The 26755-nt window shown below is 73.8% G+C and carries 24 protein-coding genes; 13 read left to right on the forward strand and 11 right to left on the reverse strand.

Going from position 1 to position 26755, the window contains the following annotated elements; genetic code table 11:
• Positions 1 to 118: 118 nt before the first annotated feature.
• Positions 119 to 814 (reverse strand): hydrogen peroxide-dependent heme synthase, encoded by a 696-nt coding sequence (hemQ, locus tag ABD352_RS45320; protein WP_344618794.1) that lies wholly within the window; start codon positions 812 to 814, stop codon positions 119 to 121.
• The gene (hemG, locus tag ABD352_RS45325) at positions 811 to 2169 is read right to left on the reverse strand and encodes a protoporphyrinogen oxidase (protein ID WP_344618795.1); all 1359 of its coding nucleotides are present in this window, start codon (positions 2167 to 2169) and stop codon (positions 811 to 813) included. Before hemG ends, hemQ begins: the two co-directional genes overlap by 4 nt.
• 22 nt (positions 2170 to 2191) lie before the next feature.
• Between hemG and ABD352_RS45330 the strand changes: the two genes are divergently transcribed.
• Entirely contained in the window at positions 2192 to 2950 is a 759-nt protein-coding gene (locus ABD352_RS45330) for an SDR family NAD(P)-dependent oxidoreductase (protein WP_344618796.1), read from the forward strand.
• A gap of 167 nt (positions 2951 to 3117) precedes the next feature.
• The gene (locus tag ABD352_RS45335; RefSeq protein WP_344618797.1) at positions 3118 to 4257 is read left to right on the forward strand and encodes a HEAT repeat domain-containing protein; all 1140 of its coding nucleotides are present in this window, start codon (positions 3118 to 3120) and stop codon (positions 4255 to 4257) included.
• A gap of 26 nt (positions 4258 to 4283) precedes the next feature.
• Here the strand turns inward: ABD352_RS45335 and ABD352_RS45340 are convergent, their stop codons facing one another.
• From ABD352_RS45340 to ABD352_RS45350, 3 genes are all read right to left on the reverse strand, one after another.
• On the reverse strand, positions 4284 to 5936 hold the full coding sequence (locus ABD352_RS45340) for a GH25 family lysozyme (protein ID WP_344618798.1): 1653 nt from the start codon (positions 5934 to 5936) through the stop codon (positions 4284 to 4286).
• A gap of 174 nt (positions 5937 to 6110) precedes the next feature.
• Positions 6111 to 6872, reverse strand: a complete 762-nt coding sequence (locus ABD352_RS45345; RefSeq protein ID WP_344618799.1) for an ABC transporter permease — start codon at positions 6870 to 6872, stop codon at positions 6111 to 6113.
• Complete coding sequence (locus ABD352_RS45350) at positions 6865 to 7809, reverse strand: ATP-binding cassette domain-containing protein (protein WP_344618800.1); 945 nt, start codon at positions 7807 to 7809, stop codon at positions 6865 to 6867. Before ABD352_RS45350 ends, ABD352_RS45345 begins: the two co-directional genes overlap by 8 nt.
• Positions 7810 to 7876: 67 nt before the next feature.
• Here ABD352_RS45350 and ABD352_RS45355 point away from each other — a divergent pair, with 67 nt between their 5' ends.
• The 9 genes from ABD352_RS45355 (at position 7877) to ABD352_RS45395 (ending at position 17497) form a co-directional block, all read left to right on the forward strand.
• Complete coding sequence (locus ABD352_RS45355) at positions 7877 to 8629, forward strand: TetR/AcrR family transcriptional regulator (RefSeq protein WP_344618801.1); 753 nt, start codon at positions 7877 to 7879, stop codon at positions 8627 to 8629.
• Between the two features lie 93 nt (positions 8630 to 8722).
• A complete protein-coding gene (locus ABD352_RS45360) occupies positions 8723 to 11104 on the forward strand; it encodes a hypothetical protein (RefSeq protein WP_344618802.1) in 2382 nt (793 codons plus the stop codon).
• Positions 11104 to 11973, forward strand: coding sequence for a methyltransferase domain-containing protein (locus ABD352_RS45365; protein ID WP_344618803.1), 870 nt, complete (start codon positions 11104 to 11106; stop codon positions 11971 to 11973). Before ABD352_RS45360 ends, ABD352_RS45365 begins: the two co-directional genes overlap by 1 nt.
• Positions 11974 to 11985: 12 nt before the next feature.
• Positions 11986 to 13500 carry a deoxyguanosinetriphosphate triphosphohydrolase family protein gene (locus ABD352_RS45370; protein WP_344618804.1) on the forward strand — a complete coding sequence of 505 codons (1515 nt, stop codon included), beginning with the start codon at positions 11986 to 11988 and terminating at the stop codon, positions 13498 to 13500.
• Between the two features lie 5 nt (positions 13501 to 13505).
• Positions 13506 to 13970, forward strand: coding sequence for a GNAT family N-acetyltransferase (locus ABD352_RS45375; RefSeq protein WP_344618805.1), 465 nt, complete (start codon positions 13506 to 13508; stop codon positions 13968 to 13970).
• A gap of 57 nt (positions 13971 to 14027) precedes the next feature.
• Positions 14028 to 15047, forward strand: coding sequence for a hypothetical protein (locus ABD352_RS45380; RefSeq protein WP_344618806.1), 1020 nt, complete (start codon positions 14028 to 14030; stop codon positions 15045 to 15047).
• 13 nt (positions 15048 to 15060) lie between these two features.
• Entirely contained in the window at positions 15061 to 16416 is a 1356-nt protein-coding gene (locus ABD352_RS45385; RefSeq protein WP_344618807.1) for an FAD-dependent oxidoreductase, read from the forward strand.
• A complete protein-coding gene (locus ABD352_RS45390; protein ID WP_344618808.1) occupies positions 16413 to 16862 on the forward strand; it encodes a GNAT family N-acetyltransferase in 450 nt (149 codons plus the stop codon). The genes ABD352_RS45385 and ABD352_RS45390 overlap by 4 nt, the downstream gene beginning before the upstream one ends.
• Before the next feature lie 38 nt (positions 16863 to 16900).
• On the forward strand, positions 16901 to 17497 hold the full coding sequence (locus tag ABD352_RS45395) for an LppU/SCO3897 family protein (protein WP_344618809.1): 597 nt from the start codon (positions 16901 to 16903) through the stop codon (positions 17495 to 17497).
• A gap of 52 nt (positions 17498 to 17549) precedes the next feature.
• Here the strand turns inward: ABD352_RS45395 and msrB are convergent, their stop codons facing one another.
• Positions 17550 to 17957, reverse strand: a complete 408-nt coding sequence (msrB, locus tag ABD352_RS45400; protein WP_344618810.1) for a peptide-methionine (R)-S-oxide reductase MsrB — start codon at positions 17955 to 17957, stop codon at positions 17550 to 17552.
• Positions 17958 to 18139: 182 nt separating this feature from the next.
• Here msrB and ABD352_RS45405 point away from each other — a divergent pair, with 182 nt between their 5' ends.
• Together ABD352_RS45405 and ligD are read left to right on the forward strand one after the other, a co-directional pair.
• Positions 18140 to 19105 carry a hypothetical protein gene (locus ABD352_RS45405; RefSeq protein WP_344618811.1) on the forward strand — a complete coding sequence of 322 codons (966 nt, stop codon included), beginning with the start codon at positions 18140 to 18142 and terminating at the stop codon, positions 19103 to 19105.
• A 56-nt stretch (positions 19106 to 19161) separates the two neighbouring features.
• Entirely contained in the window at positions 19162 to 20175 is a 1014-nt protein-coding gene (ligD, locus tag ABD352_RS45410) for a non-homologous end-joining DNA ligase (protein WP_344618812.1), read from the forward strand.
• Positions 20176 to 20582: 407 nt separating this feature from the next.
• On the opposite strand, the gene ABD352_RS45415 is transcribed toward ligD, so the two are convergent.
• The 5 genes from ABD352_RS45415 to ABD352_RS45435 all read right to left on the reverse strand — a co-directional run.
• A complete protein-coding gene (locus ABD352_RS45415) occupies positions 20583 to 22175 on the reverse strand; it encodes an alpha/beta hydrolase (protein ID WP_344618813.1) in 1593 nt (530 codons plus the stop codon).
• A 59-nt stretch (positions 22176 to 22234) separates the two neighbouring features.
• Entirely contained in the window at positions 22235 to 23350 is a 1116-nt protein-coding gene (locus tag ABD352_RS45420; protein ID WP_344618814.1) for an ATP-dependent DNA ligase, read from the reverse strand.
• A gap of 33 nt (positions 23351 to 23383) precedes the next feature.
• Entirely contained in the window at positions 23384 to 24226 is an 843-nt protein-coding gene (locus ABD352_RS45425) for a DNA-3-methyladenine glycosylase family protein (RefSeq protein ID WP_344618835.1), read from the reverse strand.
• A gap of 73 nt (positions 24227 to 24299) precedes the next feature.
• Positions 24300 to 25235, reverse strand: coding sequence for a hypothetical protein (locus ABD352_RS45430; RefSeq protein WP_344618815.1), 936 nt, complete (start codon positions 25233 to 25235; stop codon positions 24300 to 24302).
• On the reverse strand, positions 25232 to 26755 hold a 1524-nt coding region (locus ABD352_RS45435; protein WP_344618816.1), incomplete at its 5' end, for an SbcC/MukB-like Walker B domain-containing protein. The genes ABD352_RS45430 and ABD352_RS45435, both read right to left, overlap by 4 nt.

Raw genomic sequence — 26755 nt, forward strand, 5'->3', positions numbered from 1 at the left:
GGATGTGCCGGGCGCCGGCGCGCCATGACATCGCCGGCTTCGGACATTCCGCCTGTCGGGGTACAAGTCCGACAAGTCGTGGCGCGCCCGCGCCCGACTTGTCGTTTCCGCAGGTCACCTACGGGAGGTTGGCGACCAGGTCGGCGAAGTCGCGGCGGCGGCCCGTGTAGAAGGGGACCTCCTCGCGGACGTGGCGGCGGGCGCCCGACGCGCGCAGCTCGCGCATCAGGTCGACGATGCGGTGCAGCTCGTCGGCCTCGAAGGCGAGGATCCACTCGTAGTCGCCGAGGGCGAAGCTGGCCACGGTGTTGGCGCGCACGTCCGGGAAGCCGCGAGCCATCTGGCCGTGCTCGGACAGCAGGGTGCGGCGCTCCTCGTCGGGCAGCAGGTACCACTCGTAGGAGCGCACGAACGGGTACACGCACACCCACTCGCGCGGGTGCTCGTCGGCCAGGAAGGCCGGGAGGTGGCTCTTGTTGAACTCGGCGGGGCGGTGCAGGGCCATCTGGGACCAGACCGGCGCCATGCGCTGGCCGACGCTGGTGCGCCGGAAGCCCGCGTAGGCCTCCTGCAGGGCCTCGGCGCTCGGGGCGTGCCACCAGATCATGAGGTCGGCGTCGGCGCGCAGGCCGGAGACGTCGTAGGTGCCGCGGACCACGACGTCCTTCGCGGCCAGGTCGGCCAGGAACGCGCCGGCCTGGGTGGCGTCGCGGCCGTCCGGGCCGTACGGGGTCTCGAGCCGGAACACCGACCACATCGTGTACCGGATCGTGTCGTTGAGCTCGCGGATGCGCGCGGCGTTCGTGGTCGTCATGGCGTCCATTGTTCCAATCCTGCTAGTACCGTCTCGGCGGCGGCTCGGCCCGACGCGATGCAGGCCGGGATGCCGACGCCGTCGTAGGCGGCGCCGGCCACGGCGATCGCCGGGTGTTCGGCGAGGCCGGCCCGCAGCGTCGCGACGCGGTCGCGGTGGCCCGGCTCGTACTGCGGCAGCGCCCCGCCCCACCGGAACACCGCCCGGTCGATCTCGGCGGGCAGCGCGCCCATTCCCAGCAGCTTCGCGACCTCGGCCCGCACGGTCTGCACCAGGTCGTCGTCGGTGTGCTGCAGCCGCGCCTCGTCGCCGTGCCGCCCGATCGACGCGCGCAGCACGGTCACGCCGGGGCGGCGCAGGTGGGCCCATTTGCGGTCGAAGAACGTGACGGCCTTGACCGAGTAGCCCTCGGTCGCCGGCACGAGGAACCCGGACAGCTCGGGCAGCGCGGTGTCCGGCAGGGCCAGCGCGACGAGCGCCACGCTCGCGTACTCCAGCGGTACCGCCCGGGCTCCCTCGACGGCGGCCAGCAGGCGGGCCGCGGGCGCGGCGGGCACCGCGAGCACCACCCCGTCGGCGTCCAGGGTCTCGGCGTCGCGGGTCGAACCGAGGGTGAGGCGCCAGCCGGCGCCGTGGCGGTGCAGGGCGCGCACGGTGACCCCGCTGCGCACGCCGGGCAGCGTCGCGGCGACCGCGCCGACGAGCCGGCCCATGCCGCCCTGGATCGTGCCGAAGACCGGGGCGCCGGGGGTACGCCGGCTCGCCCCCACGGCCTCGGCCAGCGCGTCGGTCAGCGTGTGGGTGCGCTCGGCCGCCGCGGCCAGGGCCGGCAGGGCCATGCGCAGGGAGAGGTGGTCGGCCCGGCCGGCGTAGACCCCGCCCAGCAGCGGCTCCACGTAGTGGTCGACGACGGCGTCGCCCCGGCGGGCCCGGACCAGCCCGCCCACGGTGACGTCGCCGCCGGGTGACAGCAGCGGCGCCGGTGCGGGATCGTCCGCCGCCGAATCCGTGGCCTTCAGGGGTATGCCCATCATGGTCCCGGCGGGCAGGTCGCGCAGGCCGCCGTCGAGGGCGACCGCCGCGCGGGCCGGGGTCGGGTGCACGATCGCCGGGCCGAGCCCGACCTCCTCGGCCAGGCGCACCGCGGCACTGGGCCCCCCGGCCGGGTCGCCCATCAGGAACGACTCCGCGCCGCGCTCCACCGGGCCGCCGGCGAGCTCGCCGGTGGCCAGTTTGCCGCCGGGCCGGTCGCGCTGGTCGAGCACGACCACGTCCAGGCCCGGGCGCAGGGTGTGCAGCCGGTGCGCCGCGGCCAGCCCGGCGATGCCGCCACCGACAACCACGACGCGTGTCATACCGGCAGTCTATTGTCGCGGCATGGGCGAGCAGCGAGTGGCAGTTGTCACGGGGGCGGCGCAGGGGATCGGGCGGCGCACGGCGGAGGTGCTGGCCGAGGAGGGGTACCTGCTGGCCGTCATGGACCGTCAGCCGGTCACCGGGCTCGACGCGCTGTCGTTCGCCGGTGACGTCTCCGACGAGGCCGACGTGCTGCGGTTCGTGGCCGAGGTCGAGGGGCGGTACGGGCGGGCGGACGTGCTCGTCAACAACGCCGGCATCGCCTCCATCGCGCCGGCCGAGGACACCACCGCGCAGCAGTGGCGGCGGGTCCTGGACGTGAACCTCACCGGGCCGTTCCTGCTGTGCCAGGCCTTCGGCCGCCGGATGCTGGTGCGCGGCACGGGCTCGATCGTGAACATCGCCTCCGTCGCGGGGCTGCTCGGCGTCGCGGACCGGGTGGCGTACAACGCCAGCAAGCACGGGCTGATCGGGCTCACCCGGACCCTCGCGGTCGAGTGGGGCGGCCGGGGCGTGCGGGTCAACGCTGTCTGCCCGGGCTGGGTGAAGACCGAGATGGACGACGAGTCGCAGGCCTCGGGGGCGTACGGTGACCGCGACATCACCGAGCACGTGCCCATGGCCCGCTTCGCCCAGCCCGACGACATCGCCCGGGCGGTCGCGTTCCTGGCCGACCCGGCGCGCAGCGGCTTCGTCAACGGCGCCGCGCTCTCCGTCGACGGCGGCTGGGCGGCCGACGGCTCCTGGTCGTCGCTGCGACTCGAGGCCCGCGGCCGGTAGCCTGCGCGCCCCTCGCTCGTTAACACGTACAGGGGCCGGTCCACCGCAACGACACGGGCGATGTGTGCCGGTATGTCGGCGGCGAGGGTGATCCTGCGGGTCGCGATGTCCATCTGAGGGGCGAACCCCTCTGGAAGATCGCCGCGAAGGCGCGCACACTCCTGGGGATGAGCGACCTCGCGTCCTCCCGCCCTGCGCCCGACGAGCCGCCGGCCCCGCGCCCCGGCGGCCCGAGCGACGTGTCCGGCCTGTTCCCGCGCTCGTCCGAGCTGTTCGTGCCGGCGGCCCGCGAGCCGGCCGACGCGCTGCCGGACGGCCTGGACGGGTTCGCCGTGAACCCGCTGGCCGAGGTGATCGCCGAGCTGGCCGACACCGGCGGCTTCGGCGGCGGCACGGCCCCGTTCGCCGGGGCCATGGGGGAGTACCTCCCCGACGAGACCGAGCCGACCGCCCGCACGATCGCCGCGCTGCTGGCCGCCCCCGCGACCCCGGTGGCCGAGCTCGCCGACGCCGTGGCCTGGTGCTACGACGACGCCGCGCTGCCGCTGCTGCTGCCGCTGGCCCGCCACCACGACGCGACCGTGCGCCGGGCCGTGGCCCAGGCCCTGCCGAGCGTCCTCGGCGACGCCGACCCCGGCGAGACGGTCCACGCCCTGGTCCGCCTCAGCGGCGACGCCGACGAGGACGTGCGCGACTGGGCCTGCTTCGCGCTGGGCACCCAGTTGTCCGAGGTGGACGGTCCGGTGGTCCGCGACGCGCTCGCCGCCCGCCTCGACGACCCGCACGACGACACCCGCTGCGAGGCGCTGCTCGGCCTGGCCCGCCGCCGCGACGCCCGCACGCTGCCGGTGCTGCGCGAGCGGCTGGCCCGCGAGAACGTGTACTCGCTGGAGATCGACGCGGCCGGCGCGCTCGGCCACTCCTCGCTGCACACGCTGGTCCGCGGCCACCTGTCGGGCTGGGACGACGACGTGGTGGCCCGGGTGTGCGCCGCGCTGCGCCTGACCGACCCGGACGGCGTCGGCGACGACCTGCTGGACGGGCTGGCCGAGTGGTTCCGGCTGGGTGCGCCGCACGCCACCGACGAGGACCGGTACTGGTGGTCGGTGACCCTGCAGGTGCTGGAGCACGCCGAGTACCGGGCGCCGGAGATCGCCGAGCAGGTCCACTACCGGCTGACCGGGGTGGAGCCGGCCACGGCGCTGATGCTGGGCTCGCGCCTGTCCCAGCTGGCCGGCGACCACGGCTGGCCCCGCTGGCGCCCGTCCTGCGAGGCCCCGCCGGAAAGCGACAAGCGTCCCAAGTAGGCGCGCCGGCGCCCGATGAATCGCGATCAGAACGGGTTCGACATGATGGTCGACCAGCCCGTCCAGGTCGAGGCGTCCCTGAGCCACAGCTGGGTGACCAGGTTGCCGCCCGAGACCGCGTAGATCTCCGTGTTGCCGGTCCACGGGTTCAGCAGGACGGCCGGATCGGTGTCCAGCGTGCCGCCGATGCCCGTCCACGCGGCCCACCCGCCGCCGGGCATGATCAGCGTGTACCGCAGCGTCCCGCCGTCGCGCGCGTAGATCTCGGTCGAGCGGTACTGCGGGTTGTAGAACACGGCCGGCTCCCCGGTCAGGCTGCCACCGAGGTCGTTCCAGCCCGACCAGCCGCCCGCGAAGTACTTCTGCATGAGGTGCCCGCCGGAGCCCCGCGCGTAGATCTCGGTCGAGCCCCACACCGGGCTGCGCAAGACCGCCGGGTCGCCGGCCAGGTCGCCGCCGAGGTCGTTCCAGGGGGACCACGCGCCGCCGAAGTACAGCTGCAGGAGATGGCCGTTGGTGCCCCGGGCGTAGATCTCGGTCGTGCGGTAGACCGGGTTGTACAGCACCTCGGCCGGGTCGCCGGCGAGGGAGCCGCCCAGGTCGTTCCAGCCGGACCAGCCGCCGGCGTAGAAGCGCTGCCACAGGTGCCCGTCGGTGCCCCGGGCGTAGATCTCGGTCGAGCCGTAGCGCGGGCTGTAGAAGACGACCGGGTCGCCGGCCAGGCTGCCGCCCAGGTCGGTCCAGTCCGACCAGCGCCCGGCCCGCCAGTACTTCTGGGCCAGGTGACCGCCCTGGGTGCGGGCGTAGACCTCGACGGTGCCGGCGGCCGGGTTCTGCAGCACGTGCGGGGTGCCGGCGATGCCGCCGCCGAAGTTGCTCCAGCTCGACCAGCCGTAGCCGGGGCTCCAGTACCGCTGCGACAGGCCGTGGCCGGCGTCGGTGTAGACCTGCATCTGCTTGCTGGGCGCGTGCGGGGCGACGGACGGCTTGGCGATCAGGGGCGACGGCGGGTCGATGCCGGCGAGGCGGCGCAGGGCGTCGAGGTCGCCGTTGAAGACGTCCTTGTCGTAGTTGGCGTACTGCTTGGTGTCGCCGCCGGCGTACTGCCACAGCGTCCACTTCGTCCAGCCGTTGGGCAGCTTCGGCGCGGTGCCGCTCCAGGTGGCCACGTCCAGCGGGTAGGCCGCGAACTGGGTGGTGTTGCCCACGCACTGGTTCCACCAGCTCGCCGCGGTGTAGATCATCGCCTTGCGCCCGATGCGCACCTGGATCTGGTCCAGGAAGGACTGGATCCAGGCGCGCATCGCGGTCTGGTCGAGGTTGTAGCAGGCGTTGGTGCCGGAGAAGTACGGCCACTCGAGGTCGACGAAGGGCACCAGCGTCTTGGCGTCGCTGGCCCAGTCGGCGTGGTCGATGAAGATGTTCGCGTCGCCGACCGGGTCGGCGTGGTCGGGGCGGGCGAACGTGTAGGCCCCGGCGAGCAGGCCGGCCTTCTTGGCGTCGGCGAGGTCCTGGCTGAAGTACGGGTTGACGTAGTTGTTCGTCTCCGTCGCCTTGACGTAGGCGAACTGCACACCCGCCGCGGCCTGGGCGGCCCAGTCGATCGTCTTGTACGTCGAGTGGTCGTGGCTGGAGATGTCGATGCCCTTGACCGGGTACTGCGGCCCGGGGGTGGCCACCGCCGCCTCCGGGCCGTGTGCGCCTGCCCTCGCGGAGCCGTCGTCGAAGGCCCGCGCTGAGGAGGCACCGGCAGGGGTGAGGAGTAGGCCAAGGACCAGACCTATGATCGCCGATCGCACCCGCGTCACCCTACCGGGCATAACCCATCTATTCGCGCAAAAGCACCAATCCGGTCAGGACTTCGTCTTGACCCGGAACAGCGCCGCGGAGGCGACGATCGCGACGATCACCAGGCCGGCACACCAGGCCACCGCCCGCCACGGCGCGTGGCCCACCGGCTGGTCGAGCAGCAGGCCGCGCAGGCTCTCGGTGATCGGGGTGACCGGCTGGTTGCCGGCGAAGCCGCGAAGCCACGACGGCATCGTGTCGATAGGGACGAAGGCGCTGCTGGCGTACGGCAGGAAGGTGATCGCGAAGGTGTAGCCGCTCGCCGCCTCGGCCGAGCCGGCCAGCAGCCCCAGCGCCGCCGACAGCCACGACACCGCGGCGATGGTCAGCACCAGGATGCCGGCGGCGGCCAGCCACTGCCCCGCGCCGGCCTTCGGGCGGAACCCGATGGCCAGGGCCACGGCCAGGACCAGTGCGCTGGACACCACGTTGCGGACCAGGCTGGCCAGCACGTGCCCGGACAGCATCGCGGCGCCGCCGACGTCCAGGGTGCGGAAGCGGTCGACGATGCCCTCCTTGAGGTCGTTGGCCACGGCGACCGCGGTCATCGCCGAGCCGAACGACACGCACAGCAGCATCACGCCGGGCACGACGTAGGTGACGTACTCGGTGCCGGTCTGGATCGCCCCGCCGAAGAGGTAGACGAAGACGATCATCAGCATGACCGGCAGCGCGATCGACATGATCAGGGCCTCGACGTTGCGGCGGCCGAGCCGCAGGGCGCGGGCGCCGAGGACGCTCCACTGCGTGAGCGCGGTGCTAGACAACGGCCGGCTCCTTCCGGGCGGTGAGGGACAGGAAGACGTCGTCGAGGGTGGCGCTGTGCAGGGCGAAGCGGCGCACGGCGGTCCCGGACGGGTCGATCTCGTCGAGCACGGAGCGCACGTGCGCGGCGCTGCCGTCGGTGGTGACGCCGAGGGTCAGCCGGGCGTCGTCGCGCTGCACGACCCGGGCGCCGAGCAGGGCCGCGGCCGCCTCGAACGCGGCCCGGTCGGCGAGGTCGAGGTCGAGGCGCTGGTCGCCGAAGCGGGCCTTGAGCTGGGCCGGGCTGCCCTCCGCGACCACCCGGCCGTGGTCGACCACGGCGATGCGGGCGGCGAGCCGGTCGGCCTCCTCGAGGTACTGCGTGGTGAGGAAGACCGTCGTGCCCGACCCGACCAGCCCGTCCACGACCTCCCACATGGCCTGCCGGCTGGTCAGGTCCAGCCCGGTGGTCGGCTCGTCGAGGAAGATCACCGCGGCCTGACCGGCGAGCCCGGCGGCGAGGTCGAGGCGGCGGCGCATGCCGCCCGAGTACGTCCCGGCCCGCCGGTTCGCCGCCTCGGTCAGGCCGAAGCGCTCCAGCAGCTCGCCGGCCCGCACCCGGGCGTCGCGCCGGGACGCGCCGGCCAGGCGGGCCATCATCCGCAGGTTCTCCGCGCCGGTCTGCAGCGCGTCGACGGCGGCGTACTGCCCGGTGAGGCTGATCGCGCGGCGCACCCCGGCCCGGTCCCGGACCACGTCGTGCCCGGCCACCCGGGCGGTGCCGGCGTCGGGCCGGGTGAGCGTGGTCAGGATGCGCACAGTGGTGGTCTTGCCGGCGCCGTTGGGGCCGAGCAGGCAGAACACCGAGCCGGCCGGGACCCGCAGGTCCACGCCCGTGAGGACCTGCAGCTTGCCGTAGGACTTCGCGAGGCCGGTGGCCTCGATCGCGGGCACTTCCATGGAACAGCCCTTCTGCGTATGGCGTAAGCTTATGCGTACGTTATACGCAGAAGTAGAATCCGAGTCAATGAGCGAGTCAGAAGTCGGCATCCCGCCGGTCCTCGCCGCCGCCTGGGGGCTGCGGGAGCGGTCCGGCAAGGGGCCGCGGCCCGGCCTCACGCTGGACCGGATCGTCGCGGCCGGGGTGAAGGTCGCCGCCTCCGAGGGCCTCGGCGCCGTCTCCATGGCCCGGGTCGCGAGCGAGCTGGGCGCGGCCACCATGTCGCTGTACCGCTACGTGAAGGCCAAGGACGACCTGCTGGACCTCATGGTCGACGCCGCCATCGGCCAGCCGGAGCCCCGGCCGCCGGGGGAGGACTGGCGGGCCGGGCTGACCCGCTTCGCGCGCACCTACCTCGCGCTGCTGCGCCGCCAGCCGTGGGTGGTCCGGGTGTCGATCAGCAGCCCGCCGATCACGCCCAACCAGATCGCCTGGATGAACCACGGCCTGGAAATCATGCGCGACACCACGCTGGCGCACCACGAGCGGCTGTCCGCGATCATGATCATCAGTGGGCTGACCCGGAACTGGGCGCTGCTCACCGCCGACATCGACGCGGCCGCCCGCGGCGGCGGGGTCTCCACCGAGCAGGCCATGGCCGGCTACGCCCGGCTGCTCAAGCTCCTGGCCGACCCGGCCCGCTTCCCGGCGATCGGCGAGCTCATCGCGTCCGGCACGCTGGACGACCCGGCCGAGGTCCCCGACGACGACTTCGAGTTCGGCATCGCCCGGTTCCTGGACGGGCTCGAGGCGCACATGACGCGCCAGCAGGAACGCTGAAACCACACCATCGGGTAAGAATCGCCCGCTGCCTCACCGTGCCGTCCGGCGTTGCATACGTTGCGTCAGACATCTCGAGGAACGGCGGAGCGTGTGACAGCAACGGTCCAGCAGCGCGTCCCCTTGGCCGTCGCCGCGACCCCCGCCCGGCGGGCCGCGGCAGCCTGGGTGCCGCCGGCGACCGTTGCCGTGCTGGTCGCCGCGGGCCTGAAGTTCTACGGCGTGCCGCTGCCGACCACCGCCATGTTCGCCGGGTACGTGCTGCTCGGCGTCGTCCTGCCCGGCACCCTGATCTGGCGGGCGATCCGCGGCCGCTCCGGCTGGCTGGTCGAGGACCTCGCCGCGGGCCTGGCCGTCGGCTACGCCGGGGAGGTCCTCGCCTACGTCCCTGCCCGGGCCGCCGGCGCCCCGCTGCTGTTCCTCGCGTGGCCCGCCGCCGTGCTCGCCGCCTTCGTGGCCGTGCCCCGGCTGCGCCGGCACTGGCGCGGCAGCGCCGACCCGGCCGACCGGACCCCGCTGTGGTGGTCGCTCATCCTGTCCGGCACCGCCGCCGTGGTCTTCTACTGGAGCTGCGTGCGCTTCTTCCGCACGCACGACCTGCGCGAGCCCGGCATGCTCAGCCCCGACGCCGACTCGCCCTTCCACCTGGCCCTGATCGGCGACGCCAAGCACCACATGCCGCTCATGTCGCCGTGGCTGTCGGACCAGCCGGTGCTGTACCACTGGTTCGTCTACGCCGAGATGGCCGCCACCTCCTGGGCCACCGGCATCGAGCCGCACGTGCTGCTGGTGCGCCTGTCGCCGCTGCCGATGCTGTTCGGGCTGGTCGCGCTGCTCGGCGTGCTCGGCCGGCGGCTCACCGGCGTGTGGTGGGCCGGCGCGGCCGCCGCCGTCATCACGTTCTTCGTGCTGACCCCGATGCCGTACCACTGGCCGCTGGAGGGCTGGTTCTCCGCCTTCGGCACGAACGCCTACGAGGACGGCTCGTCGCTGCGGGCCCAGCTGTGGACCAGCCCCACGCAGACGTTCGGCGCGCTGCTCTTCGCCGGCCTCGCGCTCGCCCTCGTCGAGGCCATGGCCCGGCACACGAGGGGCCGGTGGGTGCTCGTCACGGTGCTCACCGCCGCCGTGACCGGGGCCAAGGCAACCTTCCTGCCGATGCTGCTGGCCGGCCTGCTGCTCGTGGTCGCCGTCCGGCTGGTCACCCGCCGCAAGGTGCACCCGGGGGCGCTCTACGCGGCCGGGGTCACCTTCCTCGGCCTGCTCTTCGCCCAGTTCGTGCTCTTCGGCGGCGCCTCGCAGGGCATGGCGATCGACCCGCTGCACTTCGCGCAGATCTCCGGGGCGCCGTACACGGTGAAGTTCGCCGCCCCCGAGTACCCGCACCCGCTGTGGCGGCTGCTCGTCGTCACCGTCCTCACCGTCTGCTGCTGGGCCTGCATCTGGCCGGGGCTGCTGGGGCTGGGCCGGCTCGCGCCCACCATCCGGCACGCCCGCCGGATGCGCCGCGACCTCGGCATCGCCGCCGACCCGGTGATCCTCATGTTCGGCATCGGCCTGTCCGGGGTGGGCGCGCTCATGGTCTTCGGCCACGAGGCCGGCGCCGAGGGCTGGTTCATGGTCTCCGCCCGGCCCTACCTCTCGCTCGCCTCCGTGGTCGGGCTGGTCCTGCTCACGCCGCGCGGCCTGCCCACCGGCCGGCTGCTGCGCCAGGTGTACTGCGCGATCGGCGCCGGACTGGTCATCCTGCTCGCGGTGCACAAGATCGGCAGCATGCACACCCCGAAGGTGCAGAACACCGGCAGCATGTGGGTCTCGCTGTGGGGGCTCGTCTGGCCGTACCTGCTGTCGTACGGGCTGCTCGGGGCGGCCGGCTGGTGGATGTACCGCCGCCGCCTCCCGGCCTGGCGGACACTCGTCGCCGCCATGCTCGCCGGCGCCTGCCTCGGCACCGCGGTGCAGCACGTCAACGAGATGACCCGCGCCTCGCGGCTCGGCGGCTGGCGCGGCGTCGTGCAGATCAGGACGTTCGTCACCCCCGGCACCCAGGAGGCCGGCCGCTGGCTGCGCGACCACTCCGCCCCGGACGACCTCGTGGCCACCAACGCCCACTGCATCGGCGACCCCGACTCGCTGCAGGGCTGCGACAACCGGCACTTCTGGTTCTCCGCCTACACCGAGCGCCGGTTCCTGGTCGAGGGCTGGGGCTTCACCGACCGGGCCCACCGCCAGGCGGCCGAGGACCACGTCAACGCCATCTTCGCGCCCTACTGGGACCGGCAGAAGCTCGCCGACAACGACGCCGCCTTCTACCACCCGAGCGCCGCGACGGTCGGCAGGCTCCGCGACGAGTACCACGTCAAGTGGCTCATGGTCGACGAGGGCTACCTGCTGCTGCCGTCCAGCTGGATCCAGGACTACGCCACGTTCCGCTATCGCGCCGGCCGCATCGCGGTCTACCAGTTGGGGGAGTGATGCAGCAAACCATCGCGGGAACCACCAGGCAGGACCGGCTCTTGGAGGTGCTGGCCTGCCCCCGTTGCCACGCCCGGCTCGACCCGTCGCTGGCCTGCGCGGTGTGCGGCACCACCGGCCGGCGCGACGGCGACCGGCTCGACTTCGGCGGCTTCGGCGAGGGCGAGCTGACCGCCGACCCGCTCAACCGGATCAAGGAACTGGTCAAGACCCGCCTCCACCGGCTCTACCCGGCCGCGATCCGGCTGCTCTCGCCGGTGCAGGAGCGCCCGGGGCTGGTGGCCCCGTTCCTGCGCAGCTTCGACCTCGACCGCGACCTGGTTGCCGACTTCGGCTGCGGCACCCACCGCCGCGACGAGCGGGTCCTGTGCCTCGACGGCGGCTCCTACGGCAACGTCGACGTCGTCACCGACCTGCGCCGCCTGCCGCTGGCCGACGGCAGCCTGGCCGGCGGCGTGAGCATCGCGGTGCTCGAGCACGTGCCCGACCCGGCCGCGCACATCGCCGAGATGCACCGGGTGCTGCGCCCCGGCGGCCGGATGCTCGTGTTCGTGCCCTTCATGCAGCCGTTCCACGCGTCGCCGTACGACTTCCAGCGCTTCACCGAGGTCGGCCTGCGCGAGCAGTTCGGGGCCTTCGAGGTGCTCGGCGTGCGGGTCGGCGCCGGGCCCACCTCCGGCATGCTCTGGGTCCTGCAGGAGTGGCTGGCCATGGTGCTGTCGCTGGGCAGCAAGCGGCTCTACCGGCTGATCCTGCCGCTCACCTGGCTGCTGTCCCCGCTCAAGCTGCTCGACCTGCTGCTCGTGCACCATCCGATGGCCGCGCAGGCCGCGTCGGGGTTCGTGATCGAGGTCCGCAAGCCCGCTTGATAGAACTTGTCCATGGACGACCAGCGCGCGCAACGACTCTTCGGCGGGGCCGTGGTCGCCCCCGGCGACCTGGCGGGAAGCCCCTACCGGGCCGACCGCGACCGGATCGTCGCCTCGCCGTTCTTCGCCCGGCTGGCCGGCGTCACCCAGGTGATCAGCCCCGGGGGCTCCGGCCTGCTGGTGCACAACCGGCTCACGCACAGCCTCAAGGTGGCCAGCGTCGCCCGCGGCATCGTGGAGCGGCTCGTCGCCGACCCCGAGCAGCGGGCCCTGCTGGACAAGCTCGGCGGCTGCGACGCCGACGTGGTCGAGGCCGCCTCCCTCGCGCACGACCTCGGCCACCCGCCCTTCGGCCACCTCGGCGAGCGGGTCCTGGACCGGCTGGCCCGCGAGCGGCTCGGCCTGCCCGACGGGTTCGAGGGCAACGCGCAGTCGTACCGCATCGTCACCAGCACCCAGGTGCGCGGCGCGGCGATCGGGCTGGACCTCACCGCGGCGGTGCGGGCGGCGCTGCTGAAGTACCCGTGGACCCGGCGCACCTACCCCGACCCGCACCCGATGCACATGCGCCCGACGCCCCGCGGCGCCGGCGGCGACCCCGAGGTCGGCTCGGCCAAGTTCGGCGCCTACGTCACGGAGCTCGCCGACGTGCGCCAGGCCCGCGCCCCGTTCGCCGGCCTGCTGGCCGACTGGCAGCAGACCGCCGAGGCCTCGGTCATGGACACCGCCGACGACATCGCCTACGCCATCCACGACCTCGAGGACTTCCACCGCGTCGGGGTGCTGCAGCAGGGCGCGGTCGCCGCCGAGCTGGTCGCCTGGCAGCGCGACGCCGCCGCCCTGCGCGCCCTCGACGACGTCCAGCTGCGGGCCACCGCCCGCCACCCCGGCCGCTCGGTCGAGCAGCTGCGCCGCGACATCGTCCGCAAGGACGGCTGGGTCAGCGACGACGACGCCTTCGCGGCCGCCGTCGAGCACGTGCGGGCGGAGCTCGCCGACGGGCTGCTGGCCGCGCCCTTCGACGGCTCGATCGACGCCGAGCAGGCCGTGGCCCGGTTCTCGGCCCGCTGGACCCGCCGGCTCATCGAGGCCGTGCGGGTGACCGCCGACCCGCCGATGCGCTCCGGGCACGTGCTGCTGGCCCGCGCCCAGTGGCACGAGGTGCAGGTGCTCAAGTTCATCCACCACCGGTTCGTGCTCGAGCGGCCCGACCTGGCCCTGCACCAGCGCGGCCAGGCCCGCCTGCTGGCCGGGCTGGTCGAGGCCCTGCGCGCCTGGCTCACCGACCCGGAGGAGGAGACCCGGCTGCCCCGCCGGCTGCACGACCTCGTCGAGCTGGCCGAGGCCGAGACCGCCACGCTGACCGCGGCCGACTACGGCCTCGAGCGCCTCGACCGGGCGGCCATGGCCCGTGGCCGGGCGATCGTGGACTTCGTCGCCGCGCTCACCGACGGCCAGGCGGTCGGCCTGCTCGACGCGCTGTCGGGGCGGTCCCGCCAGCTGTGGACGGACGCCTTCGTACTGTGAACCCCATGCTCACACTGCGACCGATGACCCAGGCCGAGCTCGACGCGATGATGCCGGCGCTCAAGCGGGAGTACGCCGAGGACGAGCTGCGGGCCGGGCGGGGCACCGCCGAGTCCGTGCACGCCAAGGTGGAGGAGCTCTTCGCCACGCTGCTGCCGCAGGGCGCCGGCACGCCCGGGCAGCTGCTGTTCCTCGGGGTCGCCGACGGCGCGGTCGTCGGGCACATCTGGCTCGCGCTGCCCGGCGAGAAACGCGACCAGGCCTGGGTGTACGACGTGCAGGTGGACCCCGCACACCGGCGCCGCGGCCACGGGCGGGCGCTGATGCTGGCCGCCGAGGAGGAGCTCAAGCGGCGCGGGGTGGCGAAGCTCGGGCTCAACGTCTTCGGGCACAACCCCGGGGCGCGGGCGCTCTACGAGGAGCTCGGGTATCAGACGATGTCGATACAGATGTCGAAAGAACTGGCATAGGGCCGCACAACGCCCGCAGGCTTTGCGCCGTCACTCGTGTCCCACTAGAAACAGGGCGTGACGATGCGGTGGGGGCCGATCGCGCTCGCCACCGGCGGCGTCGCGGTCATCGCGGTGGCGGCGGTCCTGGCGTACCCGCTGACGCAGCCCGCCCCTCGCTCGGCCCCTCGCCCCAGCGCGGCGGCGCCGGTCCAGCCCGATATTTCGGAGACGCCAGATATGTCGGACGTCGGCCTCGGGTCGGTGTCCCCCTCGCCGTCCCGGTCGGTCGTCGCGTCCCGGCCGGCCCGGCCCGGCGGGAAGCCCGGGCCGTCGAACACCGGCGCGATCGCCGGGGTGCGGCTGACCATCGTGAACGGCGATCAGGCGTACGGTACCGACGGGAAGGTCATCGAAAATGTGGACATTCACGGCTATGTCCGCATCACGGGCAAGCGGGTGACGCTGCGCAACGCGATCGTCCGGGGCGGGGCCGCGAAGTGCGGGGCGGTCGTGCAGATCGAGGCGGGCGCGAGTGCGGTGCTCGAGGACGTGGAGATCGCGCCCGCGGCCACCGGCCCCTGCCTGGACGGCATCCGGGCCACGGCCGCCACCCTGACCCGGCTCAACGTGCACGGCGGGGTCAACGGCGTGGCCACGACCGGGCCCGACGTGCTGCTGCAGGACTCGTGGGTGCACGACCTGGCCTACTTCGCCTCCGGTGCGCCGGGCGGCGGCGAGACCGAGACCGACGCGGTGGAGACCGTCGGCCAGCGCGGTATCACGCTGCGCCGCGACGTGCTGGTGGTCGGCCCGCGCGGCAACGCGGCCTGGCAGGTCCGCCAGACCGGCGGCGGCACCAGCACCGACCTGCGCGTGGAGGGCAGCTGGCTGGACGGCGGCGGCTGCACGCTGAACTTCGCCCACCAGGGCGGGCCGCCGATGACCGGCATCGCCGTGGTCGGCAACCGCTTCGGGCGCGCCTCCGTCTTCGCCTGCCCGGTGCTCGTCAGCACGAGGACGACGCTCACGCAGTACACCGGCAATGTCTTCGACGACAACGGCGCGCCGATCCCTGCGCCCGGCCGCCACGACTGACCACAATGGAGCGGTGACCGAACGGCTGGTGGTGATCGGCGGCGACGCCGCGGGGATGAGCGCGGCGTCGCAGGCCCGGCGGCGGCGCGGCCCCGAGGACCTGAACATCGTGGCCTTCGAGCGGGGCCGGCACGTGTCCTACTCGGCCTGCGGCATCCCCTATCTGGTGGCCGGCGACGTCACCGACCCCGACGACCTGGTGGCCCGGCACCCGGCCGAGTTCCGCGAGCGCCAGCGCATCGACCTGCGGCTGGCCAGCGAGGTCACGGCGATCGACGCCGACCGGCGCGAGGTGGTGGTGCGCGACCCCGAGCGGGAGTACCGCGAGCCCTTCGACCAGCTCGTCATCGCCACCGGCGGGGTGCCGCGGCGGCCCGAGGTGCCCGGCGCGCTGGCGCTGGGGATCCACGGCGTGCAGACCCTGGAGGACGGGATCCGGCTGCTGGGGTACCTCGACCGGCACCGGCCGCGGCGCGCGGTCGTGGTCGGCGGCGGGTACATCGGCCTGGAGATGGCCGAGGCGATGCTGCGCCACGGCCTCGACGTCACCCTCGTCGACGCCGCCGAGCAGCCGATGCGCACCCTGGACCCCGACATGAGCGCCCTGGTCGCCGACGCGCTGCGCCAGGAGGGCGGCACGCTGCGCCTCGGCGAGACCCTGGAGGGCTTCGCCACCTCCGGCGGCCGGGTCACCGCCGTGCACACCTCCGCCGGCGAGATTCCGGCCGACGTGGTCATCCTCGGCCTCGGCACCCGGCCCGGCAGCGACCTCGCGCGGGCCGCCGGGATCGCGATCGGCGAGACCGGCGGCATCCGGGTCGACCGCCGGATGCGCACCTCGGTCCCCGGCATCTGGGCCGCCGGCGACTGCGTCGAGACGTTCCACCTGGTCTCGCAGCGGCCGGTGGCCATCGCGCTGGGCACCCACGCCAACAAGCAGGGCCGGGCGGCCGGCATCAACATCGGCGGCGGCTACGCCACGTTCCCGGGCGTGGTCGGCACCGCGGTGTCGAAGCTCTGCGCGCACGAGGTGGCCCGGACCGGCCTGAGCACGGCCGAGGCGGTCGCGGCCGGCTTCGCCCCTTACGGCGTGGTCACCGAGTCCACGACGCGCGCGGGCTACTTCCCGGGCGCCCGCAAGATCAGAACCAAGATCATCGCCGAGCGTACGACGGGCCGGCTGCTCGGCGCCCAGATCGTGGGGGAGGAGGGGGCCGCGAAGCGCATCGACGCCCTCGCCGTCGCGCTGTGGCACGGTATGACGGTGGAAGAGATGACCTCGCTGGACCTGTCCTACGCCCCGCCCTTCGCCCCGGTCTGGGACCCGATCCTGATCGCCGCCCGCAAGGCCGCGGAGGCCCTGGCGTGACCGCCTCGTCGGCCCTTTCGGCTTCGTTCTCCTCGCTCGGTACCGCCGATCTCTACCGCCTGCTGAAGCTGCGGTGCGATGTCTTCGTCGTCGAGCAGCACTGCGCCTATCCGGAGCTCGACGGCCGCGACACCGAGCCGGGCACCCGGCACCTGTGGCTGGACGCCCCGGACGGGACGGTGGCCGCGTACCTGCGCGTCCTGGACGAGCCGGGCGGCGGGGCCCGCATCGGCCGGGTGGTGACCGCCGCCGCGCACCGGGGCCGGGGGCTGGCCGGGCGCCTGCTGGCCGCCGCGCTGGAGCACGTCGGCCCGGGCCGGGAGGTGGTGCTCGACGCGCAGACCGGGGCCACCGGGGTGTACGAGCGGTTCGGGTTCGCGATCTGCGGCCCGGCGTTCGACGACGAGGGCATCGAGCACGTGCCGATGCGCCGCCCGGCGGCATAGTAGGGTTTCCCCCCGTTCACCGGAACGGGGGAGGATCGATGAACAAGACCACGAAGGTGTACCTCGTGCTGCTGCCCATCCTGCTGCTGGCGGTCGCCGGGGTGGCGCTGTACTCCAAGTTCGTGCTCAACGCCGACAACGTGACCAACGCCAAGACCGGCGACTGCGTCCGCGACGCGCCCGAGGACAAGGACGAGCCGTTCCGCCTCGTCGCGTGCACCGACGCGGGGGCGAAGTACAAGGTGCTGGCCGTCCTGGGAACCGGCGGTGGCCGGTGCGCCGACGTGGCCGGGGCCTCGACCTCGACCACGACCGACGACAGCAACATCGTGTGCATGGGCGCCAAGGACGTCGACCCCGCCAAGGCCATCAACGTGGCCAAGGAGGGCGACTGCGTGGACCTGGACCCGGCCGAGCCCCAGCGCGCCGACTGCGCCTCGAAGGAGGCCGACCACAAGGTCCTCAAGCGCGTGGAGAACGTGCTGTCCTTCCAGTCCGACGGCGCCTGCCACAACGTGCCGGGCGCCGACAAGAGCTACTCGTGGGACTGGAAGGGCAGCTCCGACATCTCGAAGAAGGTCGACGGCATGACGGTGGACGTGGTCCTCTGCCTCGGCCCGCTACCCGCGCATTAGTGCTTCTTCGTTCCGCCTAGTTCTTCGGGTCCAGCTAGTTCTTCGGGTCCAGCTAGTTCTTCGGGTCCAGCTTGATCGACAGGGAGTTCACGCAATGGCGCGTGTCCTTCTCGGTCATGCGCTCGCCGCGGAACACGTGCCCGAGGTGGGAGTCGCAGCGTGCGCACCGGATCTCGGTGCGCACCATGCCGTGCGAGCGGTCCTCGATCTCCTTGACGGTGCCGGGGATCGCATCGTCGAAGCTGGGCCATCCGCAGTGGCTGTCAAACTTGGTGTCGCTGGTGAACAGCTGCTCGCCGCAGGCGCGGCAGCGGTACACGCCCTCGGTCTTGGTACTGACGTACTCCCCGCTCCACGGCGCCTCGGTCCCGGCAAGGCGCAGCACCCGGAACTCGTCCGGTGACAGCCGCACCCGCCACTCCGCGTCGGTCGTGGGCAGGCTGACAGTTGGCTCGGTCATGCCTCAACGTTAGGCCCGCTCGCCCGCCCCGACCATTACGGCCCGCGAACGCCACAGTACGGTTTTCCGGCCTTTGCCCAAACTTGCCCGAATCCTGTGCAGGCCTGTCTTCGTTGGGCTGCGCGAAAGCCACGATTCGGACTTTTGTGGTGCAACGGACGCTCGCGTGGGATTGGACGAGGATGAGGCTGCTGTACAAGGCCGTCGCAGTGGGCGCGGTGGGCGCCGCCGGCATGACCGCCCTGGCGACCCCGGCCCAGGCCGCCGCCTCCCACGAAACCGCGGAAGCGCCGACCGTCCCCAGCCCCCTGCAGCTGCTGGCCGAGACCTCGCACCCCGCCACGACCGCCCTCGACACGGGCTACGGCGCCGCCCACAACCCCGCCGACGCCGGCTACGGCAGCACCAACGGCCCGACCTGGGGCCACGGCGGCCCCGCCCACACCAGCGGCCCGGTCGGCACCGGCTCGGGCTACGGCGGCTCGGGCCACGGCACCGGCTCGGGCCACGGCACCGGCTCGGGCGGCCACGGCAACTCCGGTCACGGCGGCTCGGGCCATGGCAATGGCGCGGGCGGCGGCTACGGCACCCCGGGCGGCGGTGGCTCGGGCCAGGGCGGCAACACCCCCGGTGGCGGCGGCCAGGGCAACGGCGGCACTACTCCGGGTGGCGGCGGCCAGGGCAACGGCGGCACCACCCCGGGCGGCGGCGGCCAGGGCAACGGCGGTACCACCCCGGGCGGCAGTGGCCAGGGCAACGGCGGCACGACCCCGGGCGGCACCACGACCCCCGGCGGCGGCACGGGCGGCGTCTCGGGCAACACCCCGGGCGGCGTCACCAGCATCCCGCCGACCACCACGACGGGCTCCGGCGTTTCGGGCTCCGTCGGCGAACTCCCGGTGACCGGCCCGTCCTCATCCTTGATGACCACGATCGGCTTCGCGTTCATCTTCGGCGGCGCCGGCGTCCTGTACCTCACCCGCCTAGGCAGCCGCGACGACGACCCCGAGTCCACGCCCGTGCCCGGCCCGCGCAACCGCCGCTCCGGCCCCGGTCCCGACCCCGACCGCGCGCTCGCCGGCCACGGCGCCGGCCGCGCCGCGCGCCGCCCGCGCCCAGGACCCCAGCCGGCCCGCCGGACCCGCTGAGGGACCGGGGCTCGGGTTGGCGGTGGGGGAGCCGGTTGCGGCGTAAGGTCCTTGGCATGGCCGATGCGCTGGAGATCGAGGTTGCGGGCCGGGCGGTGCGGCTCAGCAGTCCGGAGCGGGTCGTGTTCCCCGAGCGGGGGTTCACGAAGCGGGACGTGTTCGAGTACTACCTGGCCGTGGGCGACGGGATCATGCGTGCGCTCGGGAGCCGGCCCACGACGCTGCAGCGCTTCCCCGAGGGGATCGGAGGGGAGACGTTCTTCCAGAAGCGGGTGCCCACGCGCGGGGTGCCCGGGTGGATCGAGACGGCGCAGATCGCGTTTCCCAGCGGCCGCAAGGCCGACGAGCTCTGCCCCGTTGACCTGGCCCACGTGGCCTGGGCGGCGCAGATGGGGACCATCGTGTTCCATCCCTGGCCGGTGCGCCGCGGGCACGTCGACCAGCCCGACGAGCTGAGGATCGACCTCGACCCGCAGCCGGGGACCGACTTCGCCGACGCCGCGGTGGTGGCGGGTGAGCTCAAGGCGGTTCTGGACGAGATCGGGTTCACCGGCTGGCCGAAGACCTCCGGCGGGCGCGGCATCCACGTGTACGTCCGGATCGCCCCCAAATGGACCTTCGTCGAGGCCCGCCGGGCGGTGATCGCGCTCGCCCGCGAGGTGGAGCGGCGCCGACCCGACCTGGTGACGACGAAGTGGTGGAAGGAAGAGCGCGGCGAGCGGGTGTTCGTCGACTTCAACCAGATGGCGCGGGACCGGACGATCGCGTGCGCGTACTCGTTGCGGGCCAACCCACGCGCCACCGCCTCGACGCCGTTACGGTGGGAGGAACTGGGCGACGTCGAGCCGGACGACTTCGACCTGCGTACCGTGCCCGCCCGCTTCGCGGAACTGGGCGACCCGCACGCCGGGATCGACGACACCGCGCACGACATCAGCGTGCTGCTGGAATGGGCCGAGCGCGACGCCGCCAACGGTGAGGGCGACATGCCCTACCCGCCCGAGTACCCCAAGATGGACGGCGAGCCGATGCGCGTCCAGCCCAGCCGCGCGAAGAAGGCCGAGGCCTGACACCCCAGCCCGCGCCCTGCCATCACCAAAGCCTCACGGAGCCGAGCCCAGCCCAGCCCAGCCGGACCAAGCCGAGCTGAGCCGATTGGACGCTGAGCTGAGCTGGTCCAAGCCGACTGAGCTGAGCTGGTCGAAGTCGAGTCGGGGTGGGCAGTGTTGAGCCTTGCTGAGCGGGTCGGGGCCTAGCCGGGCGAGTGGAGCGGGCCTAGCCGAGCGGGAGGTGCTCAAGCCGAGCGGGAGGTGCTCAAGTCGAGCGGAGCTGAGCCGAGCGGCGGCCAGGCCGGGCGGAGCGGGGCCCAGCCGAGCTCAGCTCAGCCCAGCGGAGCTGAGCCGAGCGGCGGCCAGGCCGGGCGGAGCAGTGCGGGCCGCGGCCCGGCTGGTTGGCCAGGCGCGGCCCGCGTGCCGCGCTACTTCTCGCAGGTGGTGCCCTGCGGCGGGACGCGCAGGTCGATCAGGTACCGGTTGACCGCGTCGATGATGCAGCCGGTCTGCGGGTAGGCGGTGTGGCCCTCGCCCTTCCACGTGACGAGGGTGCCGACGCCCAGCATCTTGGCCAGGGCGGGGGCCTGCTCGTACGGCGTGGCCGGGTCGCCCAGGGTGCCGATGACGACGATCGGGGCGGAGCCGGTGGCCGGGCCGGTCGGGTACGGGTCGTGCTTGCCCGGCCACTGGGAGCAGATCAGGTTCAGGGCGAGCGGGCCGCCGAAGAGGGGGTACTTCTCGCGCCACTGGGCCTCCAGCGTGCGCGACTGCTCGACGGTCGGGACGTTGTCGCTGTCGGCGCAGTTCACGGCCGAGTTGGCGTCGAACATGTTGGAGTAGTGGCCGTCCGCGTCGCGCTCGGCGTAGGCGTCGGCCAGGCGGAACATCTTGTCCGGCTTGCCGTTGCGCAGGTCCTGCATGGCCTGGGCCAGCAGGCGCCACGACGACTCGCTGTACAGCGACGACACCACCGCCGTGAACACCCACCCGGCGGTGGCGTCCCGGCCGTTGCCCTTGACCGGCGAGACGCGGGCGTCGGCGATCGCCTTCATCACCACGGCCCGGGCGTCGGGGGCGATCGGGCAGCTCTGGGTGTTGCTGGCGCACCACTTGCTGAAGTTGCTGAACGCCAGCTCGAAGCCGGCCGCCTGCTTCTCGGCGGAGGCCTGGGCCGACAGGGTCGGGTCGACGGCGCCGTCGAGGACCAGGGCCCGGACGTTCTTCGGGAACAGCTGGGCGTAGACGGCGCCGAGCAGCGTGCCGTAGCTGTAGCCCAGGTAGGTCAGCTGCCGCTCGCCGACCGAGGCCCGCAGCGCGTCCATGTCCCGGGCCGCCTGCTCGGTGGAGAACAGCGGCAGCTTGTCGCCGTACTTCTCGCCGCAGCTCTGCGCCAGCTTCCGGGTCAGGGCCACGGTCTGCTGGTAGCCGGCGTCGGTGGCCGGGTCGGGGTCGAGGCCGAAGTTCTGGTCCAGGTCGGCGTCGGAGAAGCACTTGACGGGGGAGGAGCGGCCGACGCCGCGCGGGTCGAAGCCGATGATGTCGAAGCGGCGCAGGATCTCGGCCGGCAGGTACACCGAGCGGTACACGCCGTAGTCCCAGCCCGAGCCGCCGGGGCCGCCCGGGTTGATGAACAGCGAGCCGACCCGGTCGCGCTGGCTGGTGGAGCGGCCACGCACCATGGCGATGTCGAACGTCCCCGAGTCCTTCGGGTGGGCCCAGTCCTGCGGGACCTTCACCGTCGCGCAGTCGAACTTGGTGTTCTCCGGCGCGGTGGGGAACACGTCCTTGTAGGCGTCCGGGCACGGCTTCCAGTCGGCGGCCGGGATGTCGAGCCCGCCGGACTGCGACGCCGGCCCGCCGGGCCCGCTGGCCTGGGCGGACGGGGCGTGCAGCGGCCGTCCCGACGTGGGCTGCGTCCACTGCGGATCGGGCACCGTGCACCCCGCGACGAGCACCGCCACGGCGACGGCGGGCACGAACCGCGCCAGCCGCCGCCGCAACCGGACGGGTCGCGGCACCGAGGCGGGAGCAGAGTGGCGAGGCGACCGAACGCCATGAAGCAACAGCGCGAAGAAGCTCACGGACGGCCCGCCAGCACGGACTCGACGTCGAAGCGCACCGGCCGGTCCAGCTGCTCGTAGGTGCACGAGCGCGGATCCCGGTCGGGCCGCCACCGCTTGAACTGGGCGGTGTGGCGGAACCGGTCGCCCTCCATCGCGTCGTAGCCCACCTCGACCACCAGCTCCGGGCGCAGCGGGACGAACGACAGGTCCTTCTTGCCGGTCCAGCGGCTCACGCCGCCGGGCAGCCGCGTGCCCGTGTCGGCCGGCTGCGACTCCAGGCTCTCGGCGGCGGTGCCGGGGGCCTGGCCGGCCCAGTTCCACGGGTGGTCGACGACACCCTCGCGATACTGCGCCAGCTCCTGGACCAGCTCGGCCCGCCGCTCGCGGGTGAACGACGCGGCGACCCCGATGTGGTGCAGCCGCCCCTCGTCGTCATACAGCCCCAGCAGCAGCGATCCCACGATCGGCCCGTCCTTGTGCCAGCGGAACCCGGCCACCACGGCGTCCGCGGTCCGGGAGTGCTTGATCTTGTACATCGTGCGCTTCCCCGGCTCGTACAGCCCGTCGGCCGGCTTCGCGATCACCCCGTCCAGCCCGGCGCCCTCGAAGCGCTCGAACCAGTCGCGGCCCACCTCGATGTCGGTGGTGACCGGGGTGACGTGCACGGGCGGCTCGACCTTGGCGAGCGCCTCGACGAGCCGGGCCCGGCGCTGCGCGTAGCCCTCGCCCATGAGCGACTCGTCGCCGATGGCGAGCAGGTCGAAGGCCACGAACGAGGCCGGCGTCTGCTCGGCGAGGAGCTTCACCCGGGAGGCGGCCGGGTGGATGCGCTGGCCCAGCAGCTCGAAGTCGAGCTTCGGCTCGCCGTGGTCGCGCCGGATCACGATGATCTCCCCGTCGACGACGCAGCGGTCCGGCAGCTGGGCCCGGACCTGCTCGACGACCTCCGGGAAGTACCGCGTCAGGGTCTTGCCCCCGCGGCTGGCCAGCTCGACCTCGTCGCCGTCGCGGAACACGATGCACCGGAACCCGTCCCACTTGGGCTCATAGCTCATGCCGGGCGCGCTGGGCAGGCTGGGGATGCTCTTGGCGAGCATCGGTTCCACGGGTGGCAGGACTGGCAGCTCCACGGGCCCAAGTCAACCACACGGGTACGACAAGTTTCAGAACCGCGCGTAGGACCGAAGCTGTATCCGGGGTCCGAATCGCGGAGCCCCGATGCCGGCGGCGGCGATGAGCCCGCACACGCGCCCGCGGTGCGGCGCGAACGGGGCCAGCAGCTCGAGCATTTCCTCGTCGGTACCGCGCGCCGCCCCGGTCAGCGCGAAGGCCACGTTGTTCTTGATGTTGTAGTCGCCGACGGAGACCGCGTCGGCGTCGCCGTACGCGGCCCGGGTGACCTCGGCCGCGGTCCACGGCCCGATCCCGGCGATGGAGACCAGCCGCGCGGTGCAGGTGGCGGCGTCCCCGCAGCGCTCCAGCGCGGCCGCGGCGGCCGCGCCCCGGCGCAGCGTGTCGGCCCGCTTCTGCTCGATGCCGAGCGGGTGGAAGGCCCAGTACGGCGTCGCCGCGATCACCGCCGGGTCGGGTGGCAGGAACAGCCCCTCCTTCGGCCCGGGCGCGGGCTCGGACATCCGCCGCAGCAGCCGCACGTAGCTGTGGTGGGCCTCCTTGCCGCTCACCTTCTGCCCGATGATCGCCGGCACGAGGTGATGGAAGACCCGCCCGGTGGCCCCGATGCGTAGCCCGGCGTGCTCCCGGGCGAGCCGGTGCACGAGCGGGTGCTGCCGGGCCAGCTCGGCGAAGCCGTCGACGTCGTCGCGCAGCCCGGCGATGGCCTCGGCCCGCTCGATCAGCCAGTCCGCCCCAGGGCCATACGCGCTGAAGCCGGCCGCGAGGTCGATGCGCAGCGTCCCGGGCCCGAGCGGCGTACGGGTGGCGAACCACGCGGTGGAACGCCCGATCGACAGCGTCGGGTCGCCCTGGATCAGCGCCAGCCCACGCATGGTGCCGGCCAGGTCATACAGCGGCGGGACCCTCACGCCGTCCTACCCCGAGGTGCCCAAATCAAGCCAGCGGTCATGCCGCGACCCGGCTGAGGGCCCGGTGCAGCAGCCGCGCGTCGCCGAGCATGGCGCGCAGCTTACGCTCCAGCCCCGCGATCGGCACCAGATTCTGCGGCGCCCGCGGGTCCTTGTACGCCTGCGACGCGAACCGCGGCAGCGTGACCGCCGACAGGTGGGCCAGGTCGATCGCGGCCGACGGGGTGAGGTCGGCCGAGCACTCCGCCCGCACGATCCCGCTCCACGGCGCCCCGGCCGGCCCGGGCAGCCGCAGGTACCACGCGAACCGGTTCCACGACGTGCCGAGCACGAACACGGGCGTGCGTTGCCCGCCCCGCAGCGACGTGACCACGGCGGTCAGCTCGGCCGGCAGGTACTCGGCCCGGTGCGTCTTGATGTAGCCCAGCGCCCGCGGCAGGTGCGCCCGCTCCTGCAGCGGCCCGTCCACGATGAGCAGGTCGCCGTCGGCCCGCTCCTCGTTCGACACCCCGACCTCCAGCGCGCGCATGTGCCGCTGCACGCCCAGCGCCAGGTCCTTCGGCTCGCCGCGGGACACCCGCCGCCCCGGGTACCGGATGTTGCCGGCCACGATCGGCGGCAGCTCCTCCAGCGGGGTGAACAGCCCGCGCTCGATCCGGGTGGTGGCCACCTGCGCCACCCCGCGGCCGAGCTCGCAGCGCACGACCCCGGCGGCGTAGGAGGCGGCCACGCCGGGGTGGGTGGTCCCGGCGTCGTCGGTGATCCACACCCGGGCGTCGATGCGCTGCACCCCGTCGACGATGAGCACCGTGCCGGGTGCATCGAGGCCCGCGGGCGGGTCGACGGCCCGCCACGCGGCGGCCGGGAGTTCGACGTCGGGCTGGATCTGGGCCGTGCTCGGCGCCTGCGGGCCGTCGGCGGCGTCGAACGACTGGCCGTACGCCGGATCCCAGGCATCGACGTGGAGTTTCACAGCCCCACCCGCTCGATCCGCGCGGTGCGGGCGTCGCGGCGCACCTCGAAGCGCACCGGGATCCGCTCGGCGAGGGCCCCGACGTGGGTGACCACGCCGACCATCCGGTCACCGCGGGCGGCCAGGTTCTCCAGGGTGGCGGTGACGGTGTCGAGGGTGGCGACGTCGAGCGTGCCGAAGCCCTCGTCCAGCACGATCGACTCGAGGCTGGCCGACGACGCCGACAGCCCGGCCAGCTGCTCGGACAGGGCCAGCGCGAGGGCGAGGGAGGCCTGGAACGTCTCGCCGCCGGACAGGGTCCGCACGGCCCGGCGCAGGCCCGCGTCGTGGTGGTCGACGACGTAGAACTCGCCCTTCTCGTGGCCGAGGTCGTACTGGCCGCTGGAGAGCTCGCGCAGGGTCTGCGACGCGCCCTCGACCAGCGTGTCGAGGGCCTCGGCGAGCAGCCAGCGCTCGAACCGGTCGGCCCGCAGGTGCTGGGCGAGGGCCCGGGCGACCTGGCTCTCGCGCGCGGTCGCGTCGGCCTGCTCGCGCAGCTTCACGGCGTCGGCCCGGCGCTCCTCGATGCGGCGCACCGCCGCCTCGGCCCGCTCGACCGCGATCGCGGCCTCCCGGGCCGGGTCGCCCCCGGGCGCGGCCAGGCCGGCCCCGGCGAACTCGGCCGTGAGGGCCTGCCGGACGTCGGCGACCCGGCGCTCGGCCGCGCCCACCTCGTCGGCGGCGGCCGGTCGGCCCGCGCGGCGGCGGCCCGCCTCGCCGGTGGCCCAGCCGTGCAGGGTCGACCAGGCGTCGGCGAGGTCGTCGCGGTTGGCCGGGGGAGGCGCGAAGGCGGCGAGGCCGTCGCGGGCGGCGTCGAAGGCCCGCCAGGCAGCCCGCAGCCGCTCCTCGGCCCTGGAGGCGGCGCCCCCGGCGGTGCGGTGGGCCTCGCGGGCCTTGCGCACCTCGGCGCCGGCCTTCTCCAGGCCCTTGGTGAGCTTCGCGATGCCGTCGAGGTCGCGCTGCAGCGCCTCCGGCGGCGGTGCCCCGTCCAGCTCCCGGTCCAGCTCGCCGGCGCGGCGGCCGATCTGTTCGGCGTGGGCCCGGGCGGTGGCGAGCGCCCGGTCCAGCTCGCGCACGGCGCGGTCGCGCTCCTCCACGACCCGGTCGGCGGCCTCGCTGCGCTTGCGGGCGGCCTTGCCGGCGGCCTCGGCGGCGGCGACGGCGGGCTCGTGCGGCACCGTCGGCAGCTCGTGCACGGTCTGCGTGCAGACCGGGCAGGCGTCGCCGACCCGCAGATGGGGCCGCAGCGCGACCGCGCGGTCCGCGGCCACCGCGGCCTGGTAGGCCTCCCTGGCCGCCTCCAGCGCCCGCAGCGCGGCGGAGCCGTCGGAGCGGGCCAGGGCAAGGGCCTGGGCTGCCTTGTCGTGATCGCCGGCCGCGGCGGCCACCGCCGCGTCGACGGAGGCCGACTCCGCGGTCAGCCGGCCGCGCTCCGCGTGGCGGTCCAGCAGGCGGCGCAGGGCCGCCGCGTCGCCGGCCGC

The sequence above is a fragment of the Dactylosporangium salmoneum genome (genome assembly GCF_039532525.1).
GTDB classification, from domain to species: domain Bacteria; phylum Actinomycetota; class Actinomycetes; order Mycobacteriales; family Micromonosporaceae; genus Dactylosporangium; species Dactylosporangium salmoneum.

What these genes read in the sequence shown, in the direction of transcription:
- hemQ (WP_344618794.1), bottom strand. Translation starts at nt 814, where the DNA reads ATGACGACCACGAACGCCGCGCGCATCCGCGAGCTCAACGACACGATC.
- hemG (WP_344618795.1), bottom strand. Translation starts at nt 2,169, where the DNA reads ATGACACGCGTCGTGGTTGTCGGTGGCGGCATCGCCGGGCTGGCCGCG.
- ABD352_RS45330 (WP_344618796.1), top strand. Translation starts at nt 2,192, where the DNA reads ATGGGCGAGCAGCGAGTGGCAGTTGTCACGGGGGCGGCGCAGGGGATC.
- ABD352_RS45335 (WP_344618797.1), top strand. Translation starts at nt 3,118, where the DNA reads ATGAGCGACCTCGCGTCCTCCCGCCCTGCGCCCGACGAGCCGCCGGCC.
- ABD352_RS45350 (WP_344618800.1), bottom strand. Translation starts at nt 7,809, where the DNA reads ATGGAAGTGCCCGCGATCGAGGCCACCGGCCTCGCGAAGTCCTACGGC.
- ABD352_RS45355 (WP_344618801.1), top strand. Translation starts at nt 7,877, where the DNA reads ATGAGCGAGTCAGAAGTCGGCATCCCGCCGGTCCTCGCCGCCGCCTGG.
- ABD352_RS45365 (WP_344618803.1), top strand. Translation starts at nt 11,104, where the DNA reads ATGCAGCAAACCATCGCGGGAACCACCAGGCAGGACCGGCTCTTGGAG.
- ABD352_RS45370 (WP_344618804.1), top strand. Translation starts at nt 11,986, where the DNA reads ATGGACGACCAGCGCGCGCAACGACTCTTCGGCGGGGCCGTGGTCGCC.
- ABD352_RS45375 (WP_344618805.1), top strand. Translation starts at nt 13,506, where the DNA reads ATGCTCACACTGCGACCGATGACCCAGGCCGAGCTCGACGCGATGATG.
- ABD352_RS45395 (WP_344618809.1), top strand. Translation starts at nt 16,901, where the DNA reads ATGAACAAGACCACGAAGGTGTACCTCGTGCTGCTGCCCATCCTGCTG.
- msrB (WP_344618810.1), bottom strand. Translation starts at nt 17,957, where the DNA reads ATGACCGAGCCAACTGTCAGCCTGCCCACGACCGACGCGGAGTGGCGG.
- ABD352_RS45405 (WP_344618811.1), top strand. Translation starts at nt 18,140, where the DNA reads ATGAGGCTGCTGTACAAGGCCGTCGCAGTGGGCGCGGTGGGCGCCGCC.
- ligD (WP_344618812.1), top strand. Translation starts at nt 19,162, where the DNA reads ATGGCCGATGCGCTGGAGATCGAGGTTGCGGGCCGGGCGGTGCGGCTC.
- ABD352_RS45425 (WP_344618835.1), bottom strand. Translation starts at nt 24,226, where the DNA reads ATGCGTGGGCTGGCGCTGATCCAGGGCGACCCGACGCTGTCGATCGGG.